Source organism: Capnocytophaga sp. CM59, assembly GCF_000293175.1.
GTDB lineage: Bacteria > Bacteroidota > Bacteroidia > Flavobacteriales > Flavobacteriaceae > Capnocytophaga > Capnocytophaga granulosa.
In genome coordinates this window covers 1-15,060 of record NZ_ALNN01000026.1, presented here as the reverse complement: position 1 = coordinate 15,060, position 15,060 = coordinate 1, and the positions used below count along the sequence as shown (strand labels likewise).

14 protein-coding genes and 2 pseudogenes are annotated in these 15,060 nt (G+C 39.9%); 11 read left to right on the top strand and 5 right to left on the bottom strand.

Going from position 1 to position 15,060, the window contains the following annotated elements; genetic code table 11:
* Positions 1-273 precede the first annotated feature (273 nt).
* Positions 274-4,512, top strand: coding sequence for a cobaltochelatase subunit CobN (locus tag HMPREF1154_RS07285; RefSeq protein ID WP_009641929.1), 4,239 nt, complete (start codon positions 274-276; stop codon positions 4,510-4,512).
* 117 nt (positions 4,513-4,629) lie between these two features.
* Here HMPREF1154_RS07285 and HMPREF1154_RS07280 read toward each other — a convergent pair whose 3' ends face one another.
* Complete coding sequence (locus tag HMPREF1154_RS07280) at positions 4,630-4,983, bottom strand: helix-turn-helix domain-containing protein (protein WP_034567103.1); 354 nt, start codon at positions 4,981-4,983, stop codon at positions 4,630-4,632.
* A gap of 126 nt (positions 4,984-5,109) precedes the next feature.
* Here HMPREF1154_RS07280 and HMPREF1154_RS07275 point away from each other — a divergent pair, with 126 nt between their 5' ends.
* The 6 genes from HMPREF1154_RS07275 to ctlX all read left to right on the top strand — a co-directional run bounded on the left by HMPREF1154_RS07275 (position 5,110) and on the right by ctlX (position 11,588).
* Positions 5,110-6,036: a hypothetical protein gene (locus tag HMPREF1154_RS07275; protein ID WP_009641931.1), complete on the top strand. Its 927-nt coding sequence runs from the start codon at positions 5,110-5,112 to the stop codon at positions 6,034-6,036.
* A 264-nt stretch (positions 6,037-6,300) separates the two neighbouring features.
* Positions 6,301-6,552, top strand: a complete 252-nt coding sequence (locus HMPREF1154_RS07270; protein WP_009641939.1) for a hypothetical protein — start codon at positions 6,301-6,303, stop codon at positions 6,550-6,552.
* Positions 6,552-6,896, top strand: a complete 345-nt coding sequence (locus HMPREF1154_RS07265) for a Txe/YoeB family addiction module toxin (RefSeq protein WP_009641935.1) — start codon at positions 6,552-6,554, stop codon at positions 6,894-6,896. Before HMPREF1154_RS07270 ends, HMPREF1154_RS07265 begins: the two co-directional genes overlap by 1 nt.
* A 122-nt stretch (positions 6,897-7,018) precedes the next feature.
* Positions 7,019-9,595 carry a translocation and assembly module lipoprotein TamL gene (locus HMPREF1154_RS07260; protein ID WP_009641934.1) on the top strand — a complete coding sequence of 859 codons (2,577 nt, stop codon included), beginning with the start codon at positions 7,019-7,021 and terminating at the stop codon, positions 9,593-9,595.
* Positions 9,596-9,629: 34 nt separating this feature from the next.
* Positions 9,630-10,604, top strand: coding sequence for a deoxyhypusine synthase family protein (locus HMPREF1154_RS07255; protein ID WP_009641927.1), 975 nt, complete (start codon positions 9,630-9,632; stop codon positions 10,602-10,604).
* 48 nt (positions 10,605-10,652) lie between these two features.
* Positions 10,653-11,588 (top strand): citrulline utilization hydrolase CtlX, encoded by a 936-nt coding sequence (gene ctlX / locus HMPREF1154_RS07250; protein ID WP_034567100.1) that lies wholly within the window; start codon positions 10,653-10,655, stop codon positions 11,586-11,588.
* 252 nt (positions 11,589-11,840) lie between these two features.
* Here ctlX and HMPREF1154_RS07245 read toward each other — a convergent pair whose 3' ends face one another.
* Together HMPREF1154_RS07245 and HMPREF1154_RS13120 are read right to left on the bottom strand one after the other, a co-directional pair.
* On the bottom strand, positions 11,841-12,569 hold the full coding sequence (locus tag HMPREF1154_RS07245) for a hypothetical protein (RefSeq protein ID WP_034567097.1): 729 nt from the start codon (positions 12,567-12,569) through the stop codon (positions 11,841-11,843).
* 119 nt (positions 12,570-12,688) lie between these two features.
* Positions 12,689-12,817: pseudogene (locus HMPREF1154_RS13120) on the bottom strand (invertase); the annotation flags it as partial.
* Between the two features lie 117 nt (positions 12,818-12,934).
* On the opposite strand from HMPREF1154_RS13120, the gene HMPREF1154_RS13345 reads away from it, so the two are divergent.
* The 3 genes from HMPREF1154_RS13345 to HMPREF1154_RS07235 are packed head-to-tail and all read left to right on the top strand — an operon-like array spanning position 12,935 to position 13,571.
* Positions 12,935-13,099: a hypothetical protein gene (locus HMPREF1154_RS13345; protein WP_157231254.1), complete on the top strand. Its 165-nt coding sequence runs from the start codon at positions 12,935-12,937 to the stop codon at positions 13,097-13,099.
* A gap of 15 nt (positions 13,100-13,114) precedes the next feature.
* Positions 13,115-13,360, top strand: coding sequence for a hypothetical protein (locus HMPREF1154_RS07240; protein WP_009641926.1), 246 nt, complete (start codon positions 13,115-13,117; stop codon positions 13,358-13,360).
* Positions 13,350-13,571: a hypothetical protein gene (locus HMPREF1154_RS07235; protein WP_009641937.1), complete on the top strand. Its 222-nt coding sequence runs from the start codon at positions 13,350-13,352 to the stop codon at positions 13,569-13,571. The genes HMPREF1154_RS07240 and HMPREF1154_RS07235 overlap by 11 nt, the downstream gene beginning before the upstream one ends.
* Here HMPREF1154_RS07235 and HMPREF1154_RS07230 read toward each other — a convergent pair.
* Positions 13,568-14,194, bottom strand: a complete 627-nt coding sequence (locus tag HMPREF1154_RS07230; RefSeq protein ID WP_009641930.1) for a master DNA invertase Mpi family serine-type recombinase — start codon at positions 14,192-14,194, stop codon at positions 13,568-13,570. The two genes, HMPREF1154_RS07235 and HMPREF1154_RS07230, sit on opposite strands and share 4 nt — an antisense overlap.
* A gap of 189 nt (positions 14,195-14,383) precedes the next feature.
* Here HMPREF1154_RS07230 and HMPREF1154_RS13520 point away from each other — a divergent pair, with 189 nt between their 5' ends.
* Positions 14,384-14,674, top strand: a complete 291-nt coding sequence (locus tag HMPREF1154_RS13520) for a BREX-1 system adenine-specific DNA-methyltransferase PglX (RefSeq protein WP_232211983.1) — start codon at positions 14,384-14,386, stop codon at positions 14,672-14,674.
* Here the strand turns inward: HMPREF1154_RS13520 and HMPREF1154_RS13515 are convergent.
* Positions 14,660-15,060: pseudogene (locus HMPREF1154_RS13515) on the bottom strand (restriction endonuclease subunit M); the annotation flags it as partial. The gene HMPREF1154_RS13520 and the pseudogene HMPREF1154_RS13515 sit on opposite strands and share 15 nt — an antisense overlap.

Sequence of the window (15,060 nt, the reverse complement as noted above, 5' to 3'; positions counted from 1 at the left end):
TTTCTAATTTAATAAACAAATTAGACCATTTCAACGCCCTTAAAGCTCCCCCTTTGGAGGGGGGTAGGGGGGAGGTTTTTACAAATAATTGTTTATCAATTACTTGCAATTTTAATAGCAACCTAAAAACAACTTACGAAACTTAAGTCATTAATCATTAAAAAAATTCTTTTCTTTATTTTAGTTTTGAAAAAAGTCGTATCTTTGCGGAATTAATTTATATAAAATCAATCTAATTATTAATAGTAAAAAGACGAAAAAAAATCTTTCCTTATGAAAAAGAAATTGCTACTGCTTATCTCAGCCTTGCTGCTCTGTGGGGCGGGGTATTTTGTGTATCAGCGGTTTGTCTCGCCTACACGTATTGCCTTGGTAAATTTCCTCAGCTACCAATCCTCGAATATTATCCTTTCCAACAAGGACAAGTTTATCAAGTTTGAAGAGGTATCCACTGATGAGTTGGACAAGCTCAAGGGATTTGACTTTGTACTGATTTGGGGTATGGGTATGAAAATCAGTGAAGAGCAGCGTGATAAGCTTATCGAGATTTCTCGCAGGGTACCTTTTCACAGTTTTGCGGTAACTAATCCTGATAATGACATCAGTACTTTGAGCGAGAAAGACCTCAAACGGGTGTCAGAGTATTTGGATAGTGCCAATAAGGACAACTACCAAAACTTAGCCCTTTATGTACGCAAGTATATAGATAAAAAATGGTTTGCTTCCGAGCCTGCCCCAGCGATAGAGCGCAAGGAGAATGTCTATTTTCACCTAGATGATGATCTTTCTTTCAATAACTTAAAGGATTATGAGAATTACATTAAGGAGCATGGTTTCTACAAAGAGGGGGCTCCACGTGTAGCAGTAGTGGCAGGCTTGCATGATCCTTTTGCGGGCAACAAAGAGCATCTCAATGGGGTGATTTCTGCCCTACAAGATGAGGGTATGAATGTGTATCCCTTTACAGCACAGGCCAAGCGAATAGAATTCTTGGAAGAGATTGCCCCTGATGCGATTGTTTATTTTCCACATGGACAGATGATGATGGGGGCTCCAGAGAAGTTTATCAATTGGATAAAGCAAAAAAATATTCCTTTCTTTACAGGACTTTCAGTGCTGACCCTCAAGGAGCAATGGGAGAAAGACCCGATGGGTATGGCAGGCGGTTTCTTAGGTCAAACAGTGGTAATGCCCGAATTGGACGGAGCGCTCTACCCCTATGTGGTTATTGCACAAGACAAGAACAAGGACGGCTATTATTTTCTCAATGCTATTGGTAACCGTGCGGCAAAGTTTGCCAAAATCATACACCGCTTTACTCAACTGAAAAAGCAGTCCAATGTGGATAAGAAATTGGCCATAGTTTATTTTAAGGGAGTAGGGCTTAATCCCCCTGTGGCACAAGGATTGGAAGTGATAGAATCACTTTATAATTTCTTAGGACAACTCAAAAAAGAGGGCTATAAGGTAGAAGGACTCCCTGCTACGGTAGAGGAATTTCATACCCTACTGAACAAGTATGCCAATACCTACCGAGCCAGCGCCAAAGGCGAGATAGAACGCTTTTTAGCAGAGGATAATCCCGCTTTGGTAGAGGCTAATGAGCTGGATACTTGGCTCAAGACAACGCTGCCCCAAGACCTCTATAAAGAAGTGGTAACACACAATGGGGCAGTACCAGGCAACTACTTAGCTACCCATAAGGATGGCAAGGACTATTTGGCAGTGGCACGCCTTACTTTTGGCAATGTAACTATATTGCCTCAACCCCCTGCGGCTATCAGTACCGAAGATGATTTCAAGGTACAGCATGGGGTTAAGGAAATTCCCCCTTATGCCTATATAGGGGCTTACTTATGGGTACAAAACGGATTGAAGGCCGATGCGCTTATTCACTTTGGTACCCATGGCTCTTTGGAATTTACCCCCCATAAGCAGGTTACCCTCTCCGACTATGATTGGGGAGACATCTTGGTCGGTATAGTGCCACACTTCTATTACTATACGATAGGCAATATAGGGGAGGCGATGATGGCCAAGCGCCGTTCGTATGGTTCTATAGTGTCCTATCTTACTCCTGCCTTTACTGAGAGTGATATGCGCAACACTTTCAATGAGCTAGAGAACACGATTCTCTCCTACCAGAAGTCAAAGAATCCAACCGATAAGAATGCTATTTCGCTACATATCAAAAAGTTGGCTGTAGGTATGGGCTTACATCGTGATTTGCGTTTGGATAGTATCCTCACCCAGCCCTATACGGAAGCAGAGATAGATCGCTTGTCCAACTTTGCCGAAGAGATTGCCACAGAGAAGATTAACGGAGAGCTTTATACCATGGGGATACCTTATCCAGCGGATAAAATCAACTCTACTGTAGTGGCCATGTCAGCCGACCCAATAGCCTATAGTGTAGCCGCACTTAATAAAATAGATGGTAAGGTAACAGAACAAGCCCTCAAGCGCAAGGTATTCTTCTCAGAGCAATACCTCAATCCAGCTAAAAACCTTGTGAGTCAGGTACTTGCAGGTAAACCCGTAACCACTGAACTTATCTGTAGTTATGCCCATATCACCCCAGAGGAATTGGCCAAAGCTAAGGAAACTGTGGCCGCTGAAGATCAATTAGGTATGCCTTATTTCCTTAAAAAACAGATGGATAAGGAAGCGGCACAAGCCAAGGATTCCTCTGCTCACGCCAAGACAGATACAGTCAAGGGTAAGAAACCCGATGCGGTAGGTAAGGCTACTAAAACTAAGAAACCAGCGGCCAAGAAAGAAGAGCGCAAGCCTCTTACTGAGAAGGAATTAGCCGAATTGGCTGCCAAAAAAGCAAAGCTAGACCGAGCACGTGCCATAGTAGCAATAGAAGAGGCTATTACCAATATCATTTTCTACCGAGATGGTCTACAACAAAGTCCTCATTTGGAGGAAAAAGCCTTTTTCAATGCGCTTAATGGAGGTTATACCCCTCCATCTTCAGGAGGTGATGCTGTAGCCAACCCTAAAGGAGTACCTACAGGGCATAATCTCTATTCGGTTAATGCCGAGAGCACACCGAGCAAATTGGCTTGGGACAGAGGGGTAGCCTTAGCCCAAAATGTACTGAACGAATATAAGGAAAAACATGGCACATATCCTAAGAAAATCGCTTATACCTTCTGGAGTTCTGAGTTTGTAGAGACCGAGGGTGTATCCATAGCCCAAGCCCTCTATATGCTGGGAGTAGAACCCGTGTGGGATACCTTTGGCCGAGTGGGTGATATACGCTTGATTCCTTCAGAGGAACTGGGTCGTCCACGAATAGATGTGGTGATACAGACCTCTGGTCAGTTCCGTGACTTGGCCGCCTCTCGTTTGTTCCTTATTACCAAGGCCATAGAGATGGTCAGTGCGCTCCCTCAAGAGCCTTACGCCAACCAGGTCAGTGCAGGTACTGTGGATATAGAGAAGGAGTTAGTAGAGGCAGGGGTGCCGCCTAAGGAAGCCCGTGAGATGTCCACTCAGCGTATCTTCGGAGGGCTACAAGGTAGGTATGACACAGGTATTAAGGAGCTCATCAATGCAGGAGATAAGTGGGAGAGCCAAAGCGATATTGCCCAAGTGTATATGCACAATATGGGCGCATTCTATGGCACTAAAGAGAACTGGAGTCAGTTCCAAGAAGGCATGTTTCGTGCTGCAATCAAGCATGCCGATGTACTTATTCAGCCACGCCAGAACAATACTTGGGGCGCCTTGAGCCTTGACCACGTATATGAGTTTATGGGAGGTATGAATGCCGCTATCAAAGAGGTAACAGGCAAAGATCCTGATGCCTACTTGGCTGACTATCGCAATCATAAGAACATGCACCTGCAAGAATTGAAGGAAGCCATAGGGGTAGAGGCACGCGCTACCATACTCAATCCTAAGTATATCAAGGAGATGATGAAAGGAAAGGCCTCTGCGGCAGGACAAATCCAAGAGATAGTAACCAATATGCACGGCTGGGAGGCTACCCGTCCTGAACTGATAGATGATGCCCTATGGAACGAAGTCTATGATACTTATATAGAAGACAAGCAACAGTTGGGCGTGACCGACTTTATCAAGCGGGAGAATGCCGTATCCTTGGAAGAGGTAACAGCGGTGATGCTAGAGGCTACTCGCAAAGGTATGTGGAAGGCTTCAGAGGCACAGATTGCCCATTTGGCGAGTCTCCATACCGATTTGGTAAAGCAGTATGGGGTAACCTCCTCTCAGTTCTCTTCTGAGAATAAGAAATTGCAAGAATATATCTCGCAAAAAGCCCCTGCGGCCAATGCGCAAGTATATCAGAAACAACTTTCTGCTGCCAATAATGCTTCAGAGGAGGTATATGACACCAAGAATAGCCAAGTACTCCAGAAAGAAGAAACGACTACAGGACAGGAAAAGAAGCAAGTCTCCTTAGATGGTTTGTGGATAGGTGTGGCGGTACTAGTAGCCCTTGTGGGACTGGTAGTGTTTGTAAGAAGGAGGAGAAAATAATTGTCAATTGTTAATGTTAGGAGAGTAGTTGTTTGATATTTAGTTTATTATATATTAATTGATAAATAGAAAAAAAGAGCTTCAATCTATTTTTGAAGCTCTTTTTGTAAGAATCAGTTATTTTAGCATTCGGTCTAATAGGGATTTTAGATACGCATTTTCTTCCTCTAATTTTTTAATTCGAAGTTCATATTGTTCAATAAGTTTTTCTGAGAAATTATTAACTACAAAACCATTGTTTGTACCTGTGTTATTTTGGTAGAAGTTATATTTTTCAGTATCTTCTAAGAAATCTAAAATACTTATATCCAGTATTTTAGAAATTTCCTCGATTTGTGAAAAATTTGGGGTTGTCTTATTGTTTTCAAAGTTGGAATATGTTTTTTGAGAAACTTCCAACATCTCAGCCATAAAATCTTGAGAAAGATTTTTATTAAGGCGCGCTTGTTTTAACTTTTTTCCTAATGACATACTTATATTTTGCGGCAAAGGTACGAAATATTTTTAACTCTTAGTAATATTTTTCTCCTATTAGTAAAAAAATAAAGTCTTTGAATAAGACAATAATAGTAATTTTGCCTTATTAAAATAAGAACAATGAAAACAGGGAAAAAAATAGCACTTTTGTTGCTAATGGTATTAAACTTTGGCTCTTTGTCAGGGCAGAGTTCCAAGAATTCAAGAAAAGAATATGTAGCTGTTGATAATCATACCTATAAAAGGGGAGATGCTATTTCCTTTGGTACTCCTTCAAGAGGTAAGACATATGGTACTATCCTTATTAAGGATATAGTTACCGTGAGGGATTATATAGATACCATGAATGGGACTGAGGTAGGAAAAAAAGAAGCAGTAAATGCAACAGAGGAAGATCTTGCAAAATTAACCAGACCTATAATTAAGACTTTCAAAGAAGAAATGGTTGATGGCAAGGTGGTTAAGTATGCTATACTTAGATATACAGACAAAAAAGAAATAGTTATTGCTATAGATGATGCTCTTCGTATGGGAGAGGTTGTCTCTCAAACAGCTGATTTTCAAACAGTGGCAGATAAAATGAAAACTTCAGATACTAATACAAATCAGGAAAATGGTACTATCAAGAGTTTCTCTCCCAAGTTTGAGGTAAAACTACTTTCTGTTATAGGGAATAAAGTAGAACAAACAGTTACTTTGGAATTTCTAATTTCACATAAGTTAGTTCATCAGAATGTCTGCTTTGTAGATAGCGATAATTCTTCATTTAATTATGTTGCAAATGGTATAAGAGCATATGATTTTGAAGGAAATGAGTATCTTGTAAAAACTGCTTCTATAGGAAAGAAAGTAAACTTTCTTTTTTCAGTATGTAATAAAATACCTACAGAAGTACCAATGAAAGCAAGTGTTACTTTTAAACAAATATTACCCAGTGTGAAGGGACTAAGTTTTGTTTCTATAGTAACTTCTTTTGGGGCATATGATGATTGGAAAACAGAGAGCAAAAATCTTGAAATAAGTAATGTTAGTATCAACTGGCAATAGTAGATTGGTTATTGATATGAATCAATAATTGATATATAACTTGTTAAGACGTAATAAATTGAGTCTCTACGGGAGACTATACTAAGCAAGGAATGGTCTTAGTTAGCGCTTGTGTAGGGACGTGAGTTTATTGCGTCTTAATGAATTAGTTATACACAAATAATTTTCTATCTTTGATGGTCATTAACAATGAAGTTTTCAATAAAAAGAATTGCTAGATAAAATATTTGATGTACCTTTGCATCAACTTTATTATATACCACTATGGTAACGACAATACAACCAGGAGTAAGATATTCCTTCAGTCTGAAAAATAAAGAACAAGTAGCTCTGTTAGATAGTTTTTTAAAAGCACTCAATGTGACTTTGGTAGAGGACAAAAGAGAGAAAAAAGAGGTTCAAATGTCTCAGGAGGAATATTATGAACTTATGAAAAAATCAATGGAGAGCTTTGATAGCAGTAAAGAATTGAGAGGGGAAAAAGAGATTTTGGAACATCTTAATTCATTGAGATAATGGAATATACTCTCAAGCTAAGCCATATCTTTGAGGAGCAATATATAGAATTTCGTAATTCGGGAAAGGTCAAGGTTTTAGAAAAAATCAATAAACTAATACTTGAACTATCAGTCTCACCAAGAAAAGGAACAGGAAAACCAGAACGTTTGAAAGATGTAGATAAGATAGACCCTACTTTAGACCCTCAAGAAATTCATATTTGGTCAATGAGGATTACAGATGAACACAGACTTGTCTATAGAATATATGATGAGGAAAAGCTCATATTTGTAATGCTTTGTAAAGGACATTATACAGAACTGAATAAGTTTTATGGTTTTGATTTTCTATTTGAAAACTAATTTTTCTATGCTGGCATCGGAGCAGGAGATAGCCAGTAACAATTAACAATTAACAATTGATAATTATAATTGTATTATCGTATAAAATTTGTAATTTTGAGCCGAAATTTTGAGGCTATCCGATGAAGCATACATTTGTTGCTAAAATAGTATTCTTACTCTTTGCTTTGGCTTATCTGCTGGGGTGTAATCCTACAAAAAAAGTGCCGGAGGGAGCGTATCTGCTGCGTAAGAATACGATTTCTGTTAATGATAAAAAACCTAAAAATGCCAATATTTATGGCTATCTACGCCAGGAACCCAATTCGCGATTGTTGGGGATTCCACTGGGATTGCTTATCTATAACTTGGCCGATGACCATGCTCTGGAAAACTATCAAAAATGGCTTGTAAGGCATCCTAAGTGGCATCGCTTCTTAGATGGCTTTCTCTCTAAAAAACAAACCCAACGCTTGGGGGAATCCTTTTTGGTTTCGGGCAAGGATCGTATGCTCCAGCGAATGGGACAAGCACCTGTGATTATAGATACAGTGGAGACTCGCAAATCGGCACATACCCTCCATGCTTACTACAACAGTGTGGGCTATTTTAATAATATAGGCCACTATGAAATCACTCCTACAGACAAAGAAAAACAAGCTTCAGTAACCTACCATATAGATAGGGGGCGCCGCTATTATATTGATTCTTTGGATACCCAAATCCTTTCTCCTGAGATTGATTCCCTCTACAAAAAGCGTATAAATGAACGTATTATTAAGCCACGGACTTTCTACCAGTTAGAGAAGTTCAATAGTGAAAGGGCACGTATTACTAGCCTATTGCGCAATAATGGCTTCTATAATTTTCAGCAAAGTGCTATAGACTTTACCATAGCACGGGATACGGTAGTGTATAACAACGATTCGCTGATCAATGTGACCACTACCATAGCCAACTACATAGATCGCTCTACCGATCCCCCCACGCAAAAACCTTATAAGGTTCACAAAATAAGGAAAGTACGCCTCTATACCGATTATGATTCTTCTTCTGAGAATACCCCCTATGATTCGCTAGAATACAAAGGGATTACTTACTATTACCGCCATAAGTTGCGCTATCGTAAGCAAACCCTCTATGATGCTATTGCCTTGCGTTCGGAGAGTATTTACCGAGATATAGACCGCAACAATGCTTATAGGCAGATTAACAACCTTAGAGCTTTTAAGTATCCCAATATACAATATCACTATGCCAAGAATGATACCTTGGAAAGGGTTTTGGAAGCGGATATACACTTGGAACCACTCAAACGCTTTTCTATAGAGACCAATTTGGAACTCTCTCGCTCCTCTATACAGGAGTTTGGGATAGGGTTTAGTACTTCTTTTATTGCAAGAAATGTCTTTAGAGGGGCAGAAACCTTAGAGGTAACTCCACGTATCACCATGGGAGCACAGCAATTCTTGGATGGTAGTTCTGCCTTTTTCAATCTCTTTGAATATGGAGGCGGTTTGCGCCTGACCATTCCGCGTATATGGTTTTTCGGTAGGATAGAATCACTTATTCCTTATTCTAAGACCCCCCAGACCATGTTACAACTCTCCACTAGTACCCAAGAGAATATAGGTTTGGACAGGCAGAAGACCTCAGGGGTACTCCGCTATACCTGGAGTCCTAATACAGCCAATCGCAACATATTGGAACTCTTGGATATAGAGTATGTACATAACAAAAACCCTGAGAATTATTTCAATGTATATGAGAGTTCGTATGAAGCGCTCAATGGCATTGTAAGGAAAGAAGGCACTGCGCCTGCTCACTACTTAGATGATAGAGGCAACCTCAAAAGAAGAGCAGCCTATGAGTATTTCATCTATGATATGTTTCGCAGGGATTGGACGAATCCAGCCCAGAGGAATTTGGACTTGCTCAACCTCTATGAGCGTTTTTACCATCTGACACGCAATGACCTGATTATGGCTACTAGTTTCACCTATATGTCCAACAATACACTGAATTACTATGAGCCTACCTATGAGCAATTCCGAGTGAAGGTGGAGACAGCGGGGAATCTTCCTCAGCTGGTGAATATCATACGTAAGCTCCCTGAGGATGAAGAAGGACAACGTAAGTTTTTGGATGTGGCTTATGCGCAATATGCCAAGGCAGAGGTGGAATACATCAAGCACTTTCCGCTATCGACTAGAAAAAATAGCGGAGAGGTCTTAGCCTTACGCGGTTTTATTGGCTTTGCCATGCCCTATGGGAATGGGAAGAATATCCCATTCTCGCGTAGCTACTTTGCGGGAGGAGCCAATGACAACCGAGGTTGGCGCGCCTACTCCCTAGGGCCAGGCTCATCGGGTTCGGTTTTAGAGTTTAACGAAGCCAATTTCAAATTGGCCGCCAATGCAGAATACCGCTTTACCATAGCCAGTGCTCTGAAGGGAGCACTTTTCTTGGATGCGGGGAATGTATGGCACCTCATGGATAGTGAGAATCAGACAGATGCCATGCTGGATAGGCTCTCGGATATATCGGATATAGCCTTATCCACTGGGTTTGGTTTGCGCTATGATCTGAATTACTTTGTCATACGTGGGGATTTCGGAATGAAGCTATACAACCCCTCACAGCGGGTTACTCAACACTGGACAAATAAGCTGAAACTCTCTAATTTTGTTTTTAACATAGGAATTAATTATCCTTTCTAATAAATTGTATAACAACTAATTAAATATTTTTAAGATGAATAAAGGACCCATTTCTCAATTTATTGAGAAGCATTTTCTACATTTTAATGCAGCAGCCTTAGTGGATGCAGCTAAGGGCTATGAAACTCACCTACAAGAAGGAGGAAAGATGCTTGTGGCACTAGCAGGTGCGATGAGTACAGCAGAGCTAGGGATTTCCTTGGCTGAGATGATACGCCAAGGCAAGGTGGATATTATCTCCTGTACAGGGGCAAACCTTGAGGAAGATGTGATGAACCTTGTGGCACACTCTCACTACAAACGTGTACCTCACTATAGAGACCTTACACCTGAACAAGAGCGCGAACTCTTGGACGGACACTACAACCGTGTAACCGATACTTGTATTCCAGAGGAAGAGGCTTTCCGCCGCTTGCAAAAACACTTAGAGGAAGTATGGCACAAGGCCGAAGAAAAGGGCAAACGCTATTTTCCACACGAATTTCTTTACCAAGTGGTACGCTCTGGTGTGTTAGAACAATACTATGAGATAGACCCTAAGAACTCTTGGATATTGGCTGCTGCTGAAAAGAACATTCCTATCATATGCCCAGGCTGGGAGGATTCCACTACGGGAAATATCTTTGCTGCCAATATAATCAAAGGAAACCTAAAGGCACATACGGTAAAGACAGGCATAGAATATATGATCTACCTTACCGAATGGTATCGCAACAATTCAGCAGGTAAGGGCGTAGGCTTCTTCCAGATAGGTGGTGGTATCGCAGGGGATTTCCCTATCTGTGTGGTGCCTATGATGTACCAAGACCTAGAGTGGGAGGGTGTACCTTTTTGGTCTTACTTCTGTCAAATATCTGACTCTACTACCAGCTATGGATCTTACTCAGGGGCAGTGCCTAATGAGAAGATCACTTGGGGGAAATTGGATATAGATACGCCTAAGTTTATCGTAGAATCCGATGCTACTATCGTGGCACCGCTTATCTTTGCGTATATACTTAATCAGTGACGAGTGACTAATGACGAGTGATTAGTGACTAATAATATGACTAATAATATGAAAAAACAAATTACTGATACGGTGCTGATGATACGCCCTGTGCGTTTTAGGACGAATGAGCAGACCTTGGTGAATAATTATTTCCAAAAAGGAATCGATATCACCAATGAGCAAATCAACCTAAAGGCACAAGAGGAGTTTGATGCCTTGGTCAGCAAGCTCAGGGCGGTGGGTGTACATGTCATCGTAGTGGATGATATCTACGAGCAGGATACACCTGATTCTATATTTCCGAACAACTGGATTAGCTTTCACAATAATAAGAATGTGGCTTTCTACCCCATGTTTGCTGAAAACAGACGTAGGGAGCGCCGCGAGGATATCTTGGATATAGTGGAAGCAGAAGGCTTTGAGATAGAGAACGTATATGACTATACAGAAGCAGAGAACGAAGGGCTCTACTTGGAGGGGACGGGCGCTATGGTCTTGGATAGAATCCATCGCAAGGCCTATTGTGCGCTTTCTGCCAGAGCCAGTGAGGAGCTATTCATTGAGTTCTGTGAGGATTTTGAATATACACCTGTTATCTTCAAGGCTTTCCAGCATGCAGATGGAGTGCTAAAACCTATCTATCATACCAATGTGATGATGGCACTTGGGGAGACCTTTGCTATTATCTGCCCTGATGTGATAGAGGATAAGAGCGAACGCAAGAATGTACTCCATCACCTCAAGGAAGATCACAAGGAGATTATTACCATAAGTCCCGAACAAGTGGATTACTTTGTTGGGAATATGCTCCAAGTGAAAGGCAAAGATGCCAAGTACTTGGTGATGAGCAAGACGGCTTATAATGCCCTGACTCCTCAGCAGATAGCCGCCATAGAGCGACATACCCAAATACTCTATAGCGACCTTTCCACGATAGAGGTATGCGGAGGTGGTAGCGCCCGCTGTATGCTGGCAGAGGTCTTTGGAGTGAAAAATGAATAGTGAATAGTGAAAAGTGAATAGTGAATAGTGAATAGTGAAAAGTGAATAGTGAAGAGTGTTTTTCACTATTCACTTTTATCTTTATAGTCAATTTTATCTTTATAGTCAATCATATTTAGATAGCGAATAAATAGAACAAGAGATTGATTCTTAATTTGCTCTCTTTCAAGGGCTAATGGCAATTAGCCCCTACACCTGCTCATGCTAATTTTTCGCAAGCCATTTTTGATTGACTATAACTATTGATTTGCATTAGTGGTTGGTCTCTGCTAGCTTGAAATTCTTAGGTGGTGGTCTTACATTGGAGAGCAGATCTGCTTGGGTAACTCCCATATAGGGATAGTGTAGCGTAGGGTGTTGCTTCTTTGTAGGAAAGCCGTCATGGAGGCGATTGCTTGCGACGTATGGGCGCTTGCAAGAGGTCGTCTGCTGACACTTTCCGTTAGAGAAAGGTTTGGGTTTCATATATTTTTCAAAGTATTTTTTAGCACAACTCTTGAGTTGCTGGTGATAAGAAGTCTCCGCGGCGGGAACAAGAGAGGGGAGCTTTTGAGTGGATAGTGAATAGTGAATAGTGGAAAGCGGCGTTTCCTTAGGAAGTTGGTTGTCAGCCGAACAAGACCATTCATCTTCGTCCAATAGAAAAGGAGCGAAAGGAGATACCTCTTCGTCCTCTTCCTCCTCAAAGGGAGTATAGTCAGTGACACTCATCACGCTTTGTTCTTCACCCACATATCCAAGCTCTAAGTTTTTGCTTGGCTTTACTCTTCGTTCTTCACTCATTGTTTTTTGTTCTTCCCTCATCATTTTTTGTTCTTCACTTTTTGATTTTCTCTCATCACTTTTTTTAGCCCCTTCTAAACGAATGATCAAACGGATGGCTGCAATGCTTTGGTTAATGGTAGGGATTACCATCTTGCCATTGCAATCAATCGCCTGGCGGCGTGCGTATGTCCAAAGTATGTCTAAAGCCTCGTTCATGATTAAATGTATAGTGAATAGTGAATAGTGAGGCAAAGGTACAACAATCACAGAGACAAAGTCAAGGAAACGCTATGCGAGAAGTAAGAATTTATACAATAAAAAATAAAGTTAAGTATTTAAGAGATTTGAAGTTTTTCCTTTACAAAGCTGCTGACGGTCAGGCGGTGTACGCCAAGGATACGCCCAATAGCGGAGTAGGACACTCGCTTGTCCAACAGCTCCTTGATGCGTTTTTCTTGTCCTGTTGTACCCTCATAGGCCAAGAATAGACTAAAATTAGCTGATTTCTAGCTAAAAAACAGCAAACTCTTGTGTAGAATAAAAATAAGTACTACCTTTGCATTACATTATTTACTAATCAAATGCTTACTCCTGAAGAGAGAAAAGAAAAAAAGCCCTTTGGAAAGAACTCAAATCTCTTTTTAGATCTTTATCGAGAAATTTCTACAAGAGGCATACAAATAAAAGTCTACTATGATAGCAGAATAGATGAAATTGTAGAACGATTAAAGGAAATTGGTAGCTAATCTAAAATTTTAATTATGTTAGAAAAGGTATTAGAACTTAAAAGACGATATGTAGAGGCGCAAACTGAAGAAGAGGAAGACCTTATCAACGAACAAATGCGCGCTCTTATGCGTGAGAACCCCGACGAATGGGCAAAAGCTATGTGCGAAAGTGCTGATGATACCGCTCAAAAAGCTAAAAGATTAGCCCAAAAGGTAAATAAAAGGATTCAACAATCTGACAAAATGCTTAAAGAACTTGAAGTACTAAGTGACTGCTAAAAAGAAAAAATCATCCCAAAGTAATATACCCTCTTCAAAGCCTTTAGTTGAAGTCTTAGAGGAGGACGAATATGGTATGCCTATCAAGTATCGAGATGAAATCATGGCACTCTCCAAACAAGCTAATCGAAATATGGCCAAGCGCTGGGAAGCAGCTATTGCAGAGAAAGAAAAAGTTGAAGGAAAGCAGATAGCTCCTAAAGATTGTTAGTCTTCAGGGGCTATATTCTTATAGGTATGTAGTTTCTCTCGCTTGATAAAACGATTGACAGTTCCTTTTGAGACACCTAATTTCTCACTAATTTGTCGTTGAGACATACCCTGCTTTATATATTTTTGTATATCTTTCTCCTTACCTGTAAGTTTCACCTTTTTTGAAAGACTTCCTTTAGGACGACCTATGAAAATGCCTTCCGCTTTTTTGCGAGCCAAGGCTTCTTTGGTACGTTGGCTGATAAGGTTACGCTCTATCTCTGCGGATAGACCAAAAGCAAAGGCTAATACTTTACTACTAATATCACTCCCTAAGCGGTAATTATCCTTGATAGTCCATACTTGGATATCATTTTTCATACATTCATTAAGAATGGCCATGATCATAAGGAGATTACGTCCTAAGCGGGAGAGTTCAGAACAGATAAGTATATCCCCTTTCTGCATTTTGGAAAGCAAGGCGCCTAATTTTCGTTTGTCAACGTCCTTAGTGCCACTAATCGTTTCCTCTATCCAGCTATCCACTTTTAATTCTTCCTTTTTACAGAAGTTTTTAATTTCAAAACGTTGGTTTTCTACTGTTTGTCGGTCAGTGCTGACCCTGATATATCCATACACCATAAAAATATACTTTTACTTTAATATAATAAAAATTGTACCAATTATAGTGTCGGTTACCTTAAAACTGATCCAAAAGCAAGATATCAAGGCTACCAGTTCTACTTTAGAGAGGGATTTTGTTGGACAGATGTAAATAGTACTTACTTAAAATCAAGACTTAAAAAGAATGGTGTTTTTGATGTTTTAAGCATGAGCTTATTTACTTTGCTTCCTTCATTACCTGATTGGTATTATGTTTGTTTAATAAACTCAAGATTAATTAGCTTATATGTGGATAATTTCATCAATAATACCTCTCACTTTCAGATAAATGATGCTCGACAATTACCCATTATTATACCAGATAAAATTACCTTAGAGAAATTTGAAAAGTTTTTTAAACAAGCCGTTCAGATTAAAAAGGAGCAATCAAATGAGATAGCACTTGATAATATTCAACAAGAAATAGATGTTTTAGTAAATGAACTATATACCATATAATTCATTTACTATTGTATCTAATTTTTCTTGTATTTCGGAGAGTTTCCTTTCTGCTTCATTTAATGATATTGTCTCTAATGATGTTGCTTTTTTGATTTCAATTGCTGAATTAAATAGTTTTTCGAAGGTTTCTAAGGTCTCGCTAGCTGGAATAATAATCGGAATTTGTCGTGCATCGTTAATCTGAAAAATAACAGTTGAATTAACAAAAGATTCGGTATATCTACTTACAAAATCACTATTACAAATAGAAACTATATATTTTGAAGATATGGAGTTACTATGTAAGGACATTCCTTGTACATCTGTAACACTTTTTTGTTTAAATCTAAACTTTAACTCATTAGAACTTCTTGTTCCATTAATTGCAGACCAACAAAATCCCT

Coding starts and splice junctions, on each gene's coding strand:
- HMPREF1154_RS07285 (WP_009641929.1), top strand. CDS start 274: ATGAAAAAGAAATTGCTACTGCTTATCTCAGCCTTGCTGCTCTGTGGG.
- HMPREF1154_RS07280 (WP_034567103.1), bottom strand. CDS start 4,983: ATGTCATTAGGAAAAAAGTTAAAACAAGCGCGCCTTAATAAAAATCTT.
- HMPREF1154_RS07275 (WP_009641931.1), top strand. CDS start 5,110: ATGAAAACAGGGAAAAAAATAGCACTTTTGTTGCTAATGGTATTAAAC.
- HMPREF1154_RS07270 (WP_009641939.1), top strand. CDS start 6,301: ATGGTAACGACAATACAACCAGGAGTAAGATATTCCTTCAGTCTGAAA.
- HMPREF1154_RS07265 (WP_009641935.1), top strand. CDS start 6,552: ATGGAATATACTCTCAAGCTAAGCCATATCTTTGAGGAGCAATATATA.
- HMPREF1154_RS07260 (WP_009641934.1), top strand. CDS start 7,019: ATGAAGCATACATTTGTTGCTAAAATAGTATTCTTACTCTTTGCTTTG.
- HMPREF1154_RS07255 (WP_009641927.1), top strand. CDS start 9,630: ATGAATAAAGGACCCATTTCTCAATTTATTGAGAAGCATTTTCTACAT.
- ctlX (WP_034567100.1), top strand. CDS start 10,653: ATGAAAAAACAAATTACTGATACGGTGCTGATGATACGCCCTGTGCGT.
- HMPREF1154_RS07245 (WP_034567097.1), bottom strand. CDS start 12,569: ATGAACGAGGCTTTAGACATACTTTGGACATACGCACGCCGCCAGGCG.
- HMPREF1154_RS13345 (WP_157231254.1), top strand. CDS start 12,935: ATGCTTACTCCTGAAGAGAGAAAAGAAAAAAAGCCCTTTGGAAAGAAC.
- HMPREF1154_RS07240 (WP_009641926.1), top strand. CDS start 13,115: ATGTTAGAAAAGGTATTAGAACTTAAAAGACGATATGTAGAGGCGCAA.
- HMPREF1154_RS07230 (WP_009641930.1), bottom strand. CDS start 14,194: ATGGTGTATGGATATATCAGGGTCAGCACTGACCGACAAACAGTAGAA.
- HMPREF1154_RS13520 (WP_232211983.1), top strand. CDS start 14,384: ATGAGCTTATTTACTTTGCTTCCTTCATTACCTGATTGGTATTATGTT.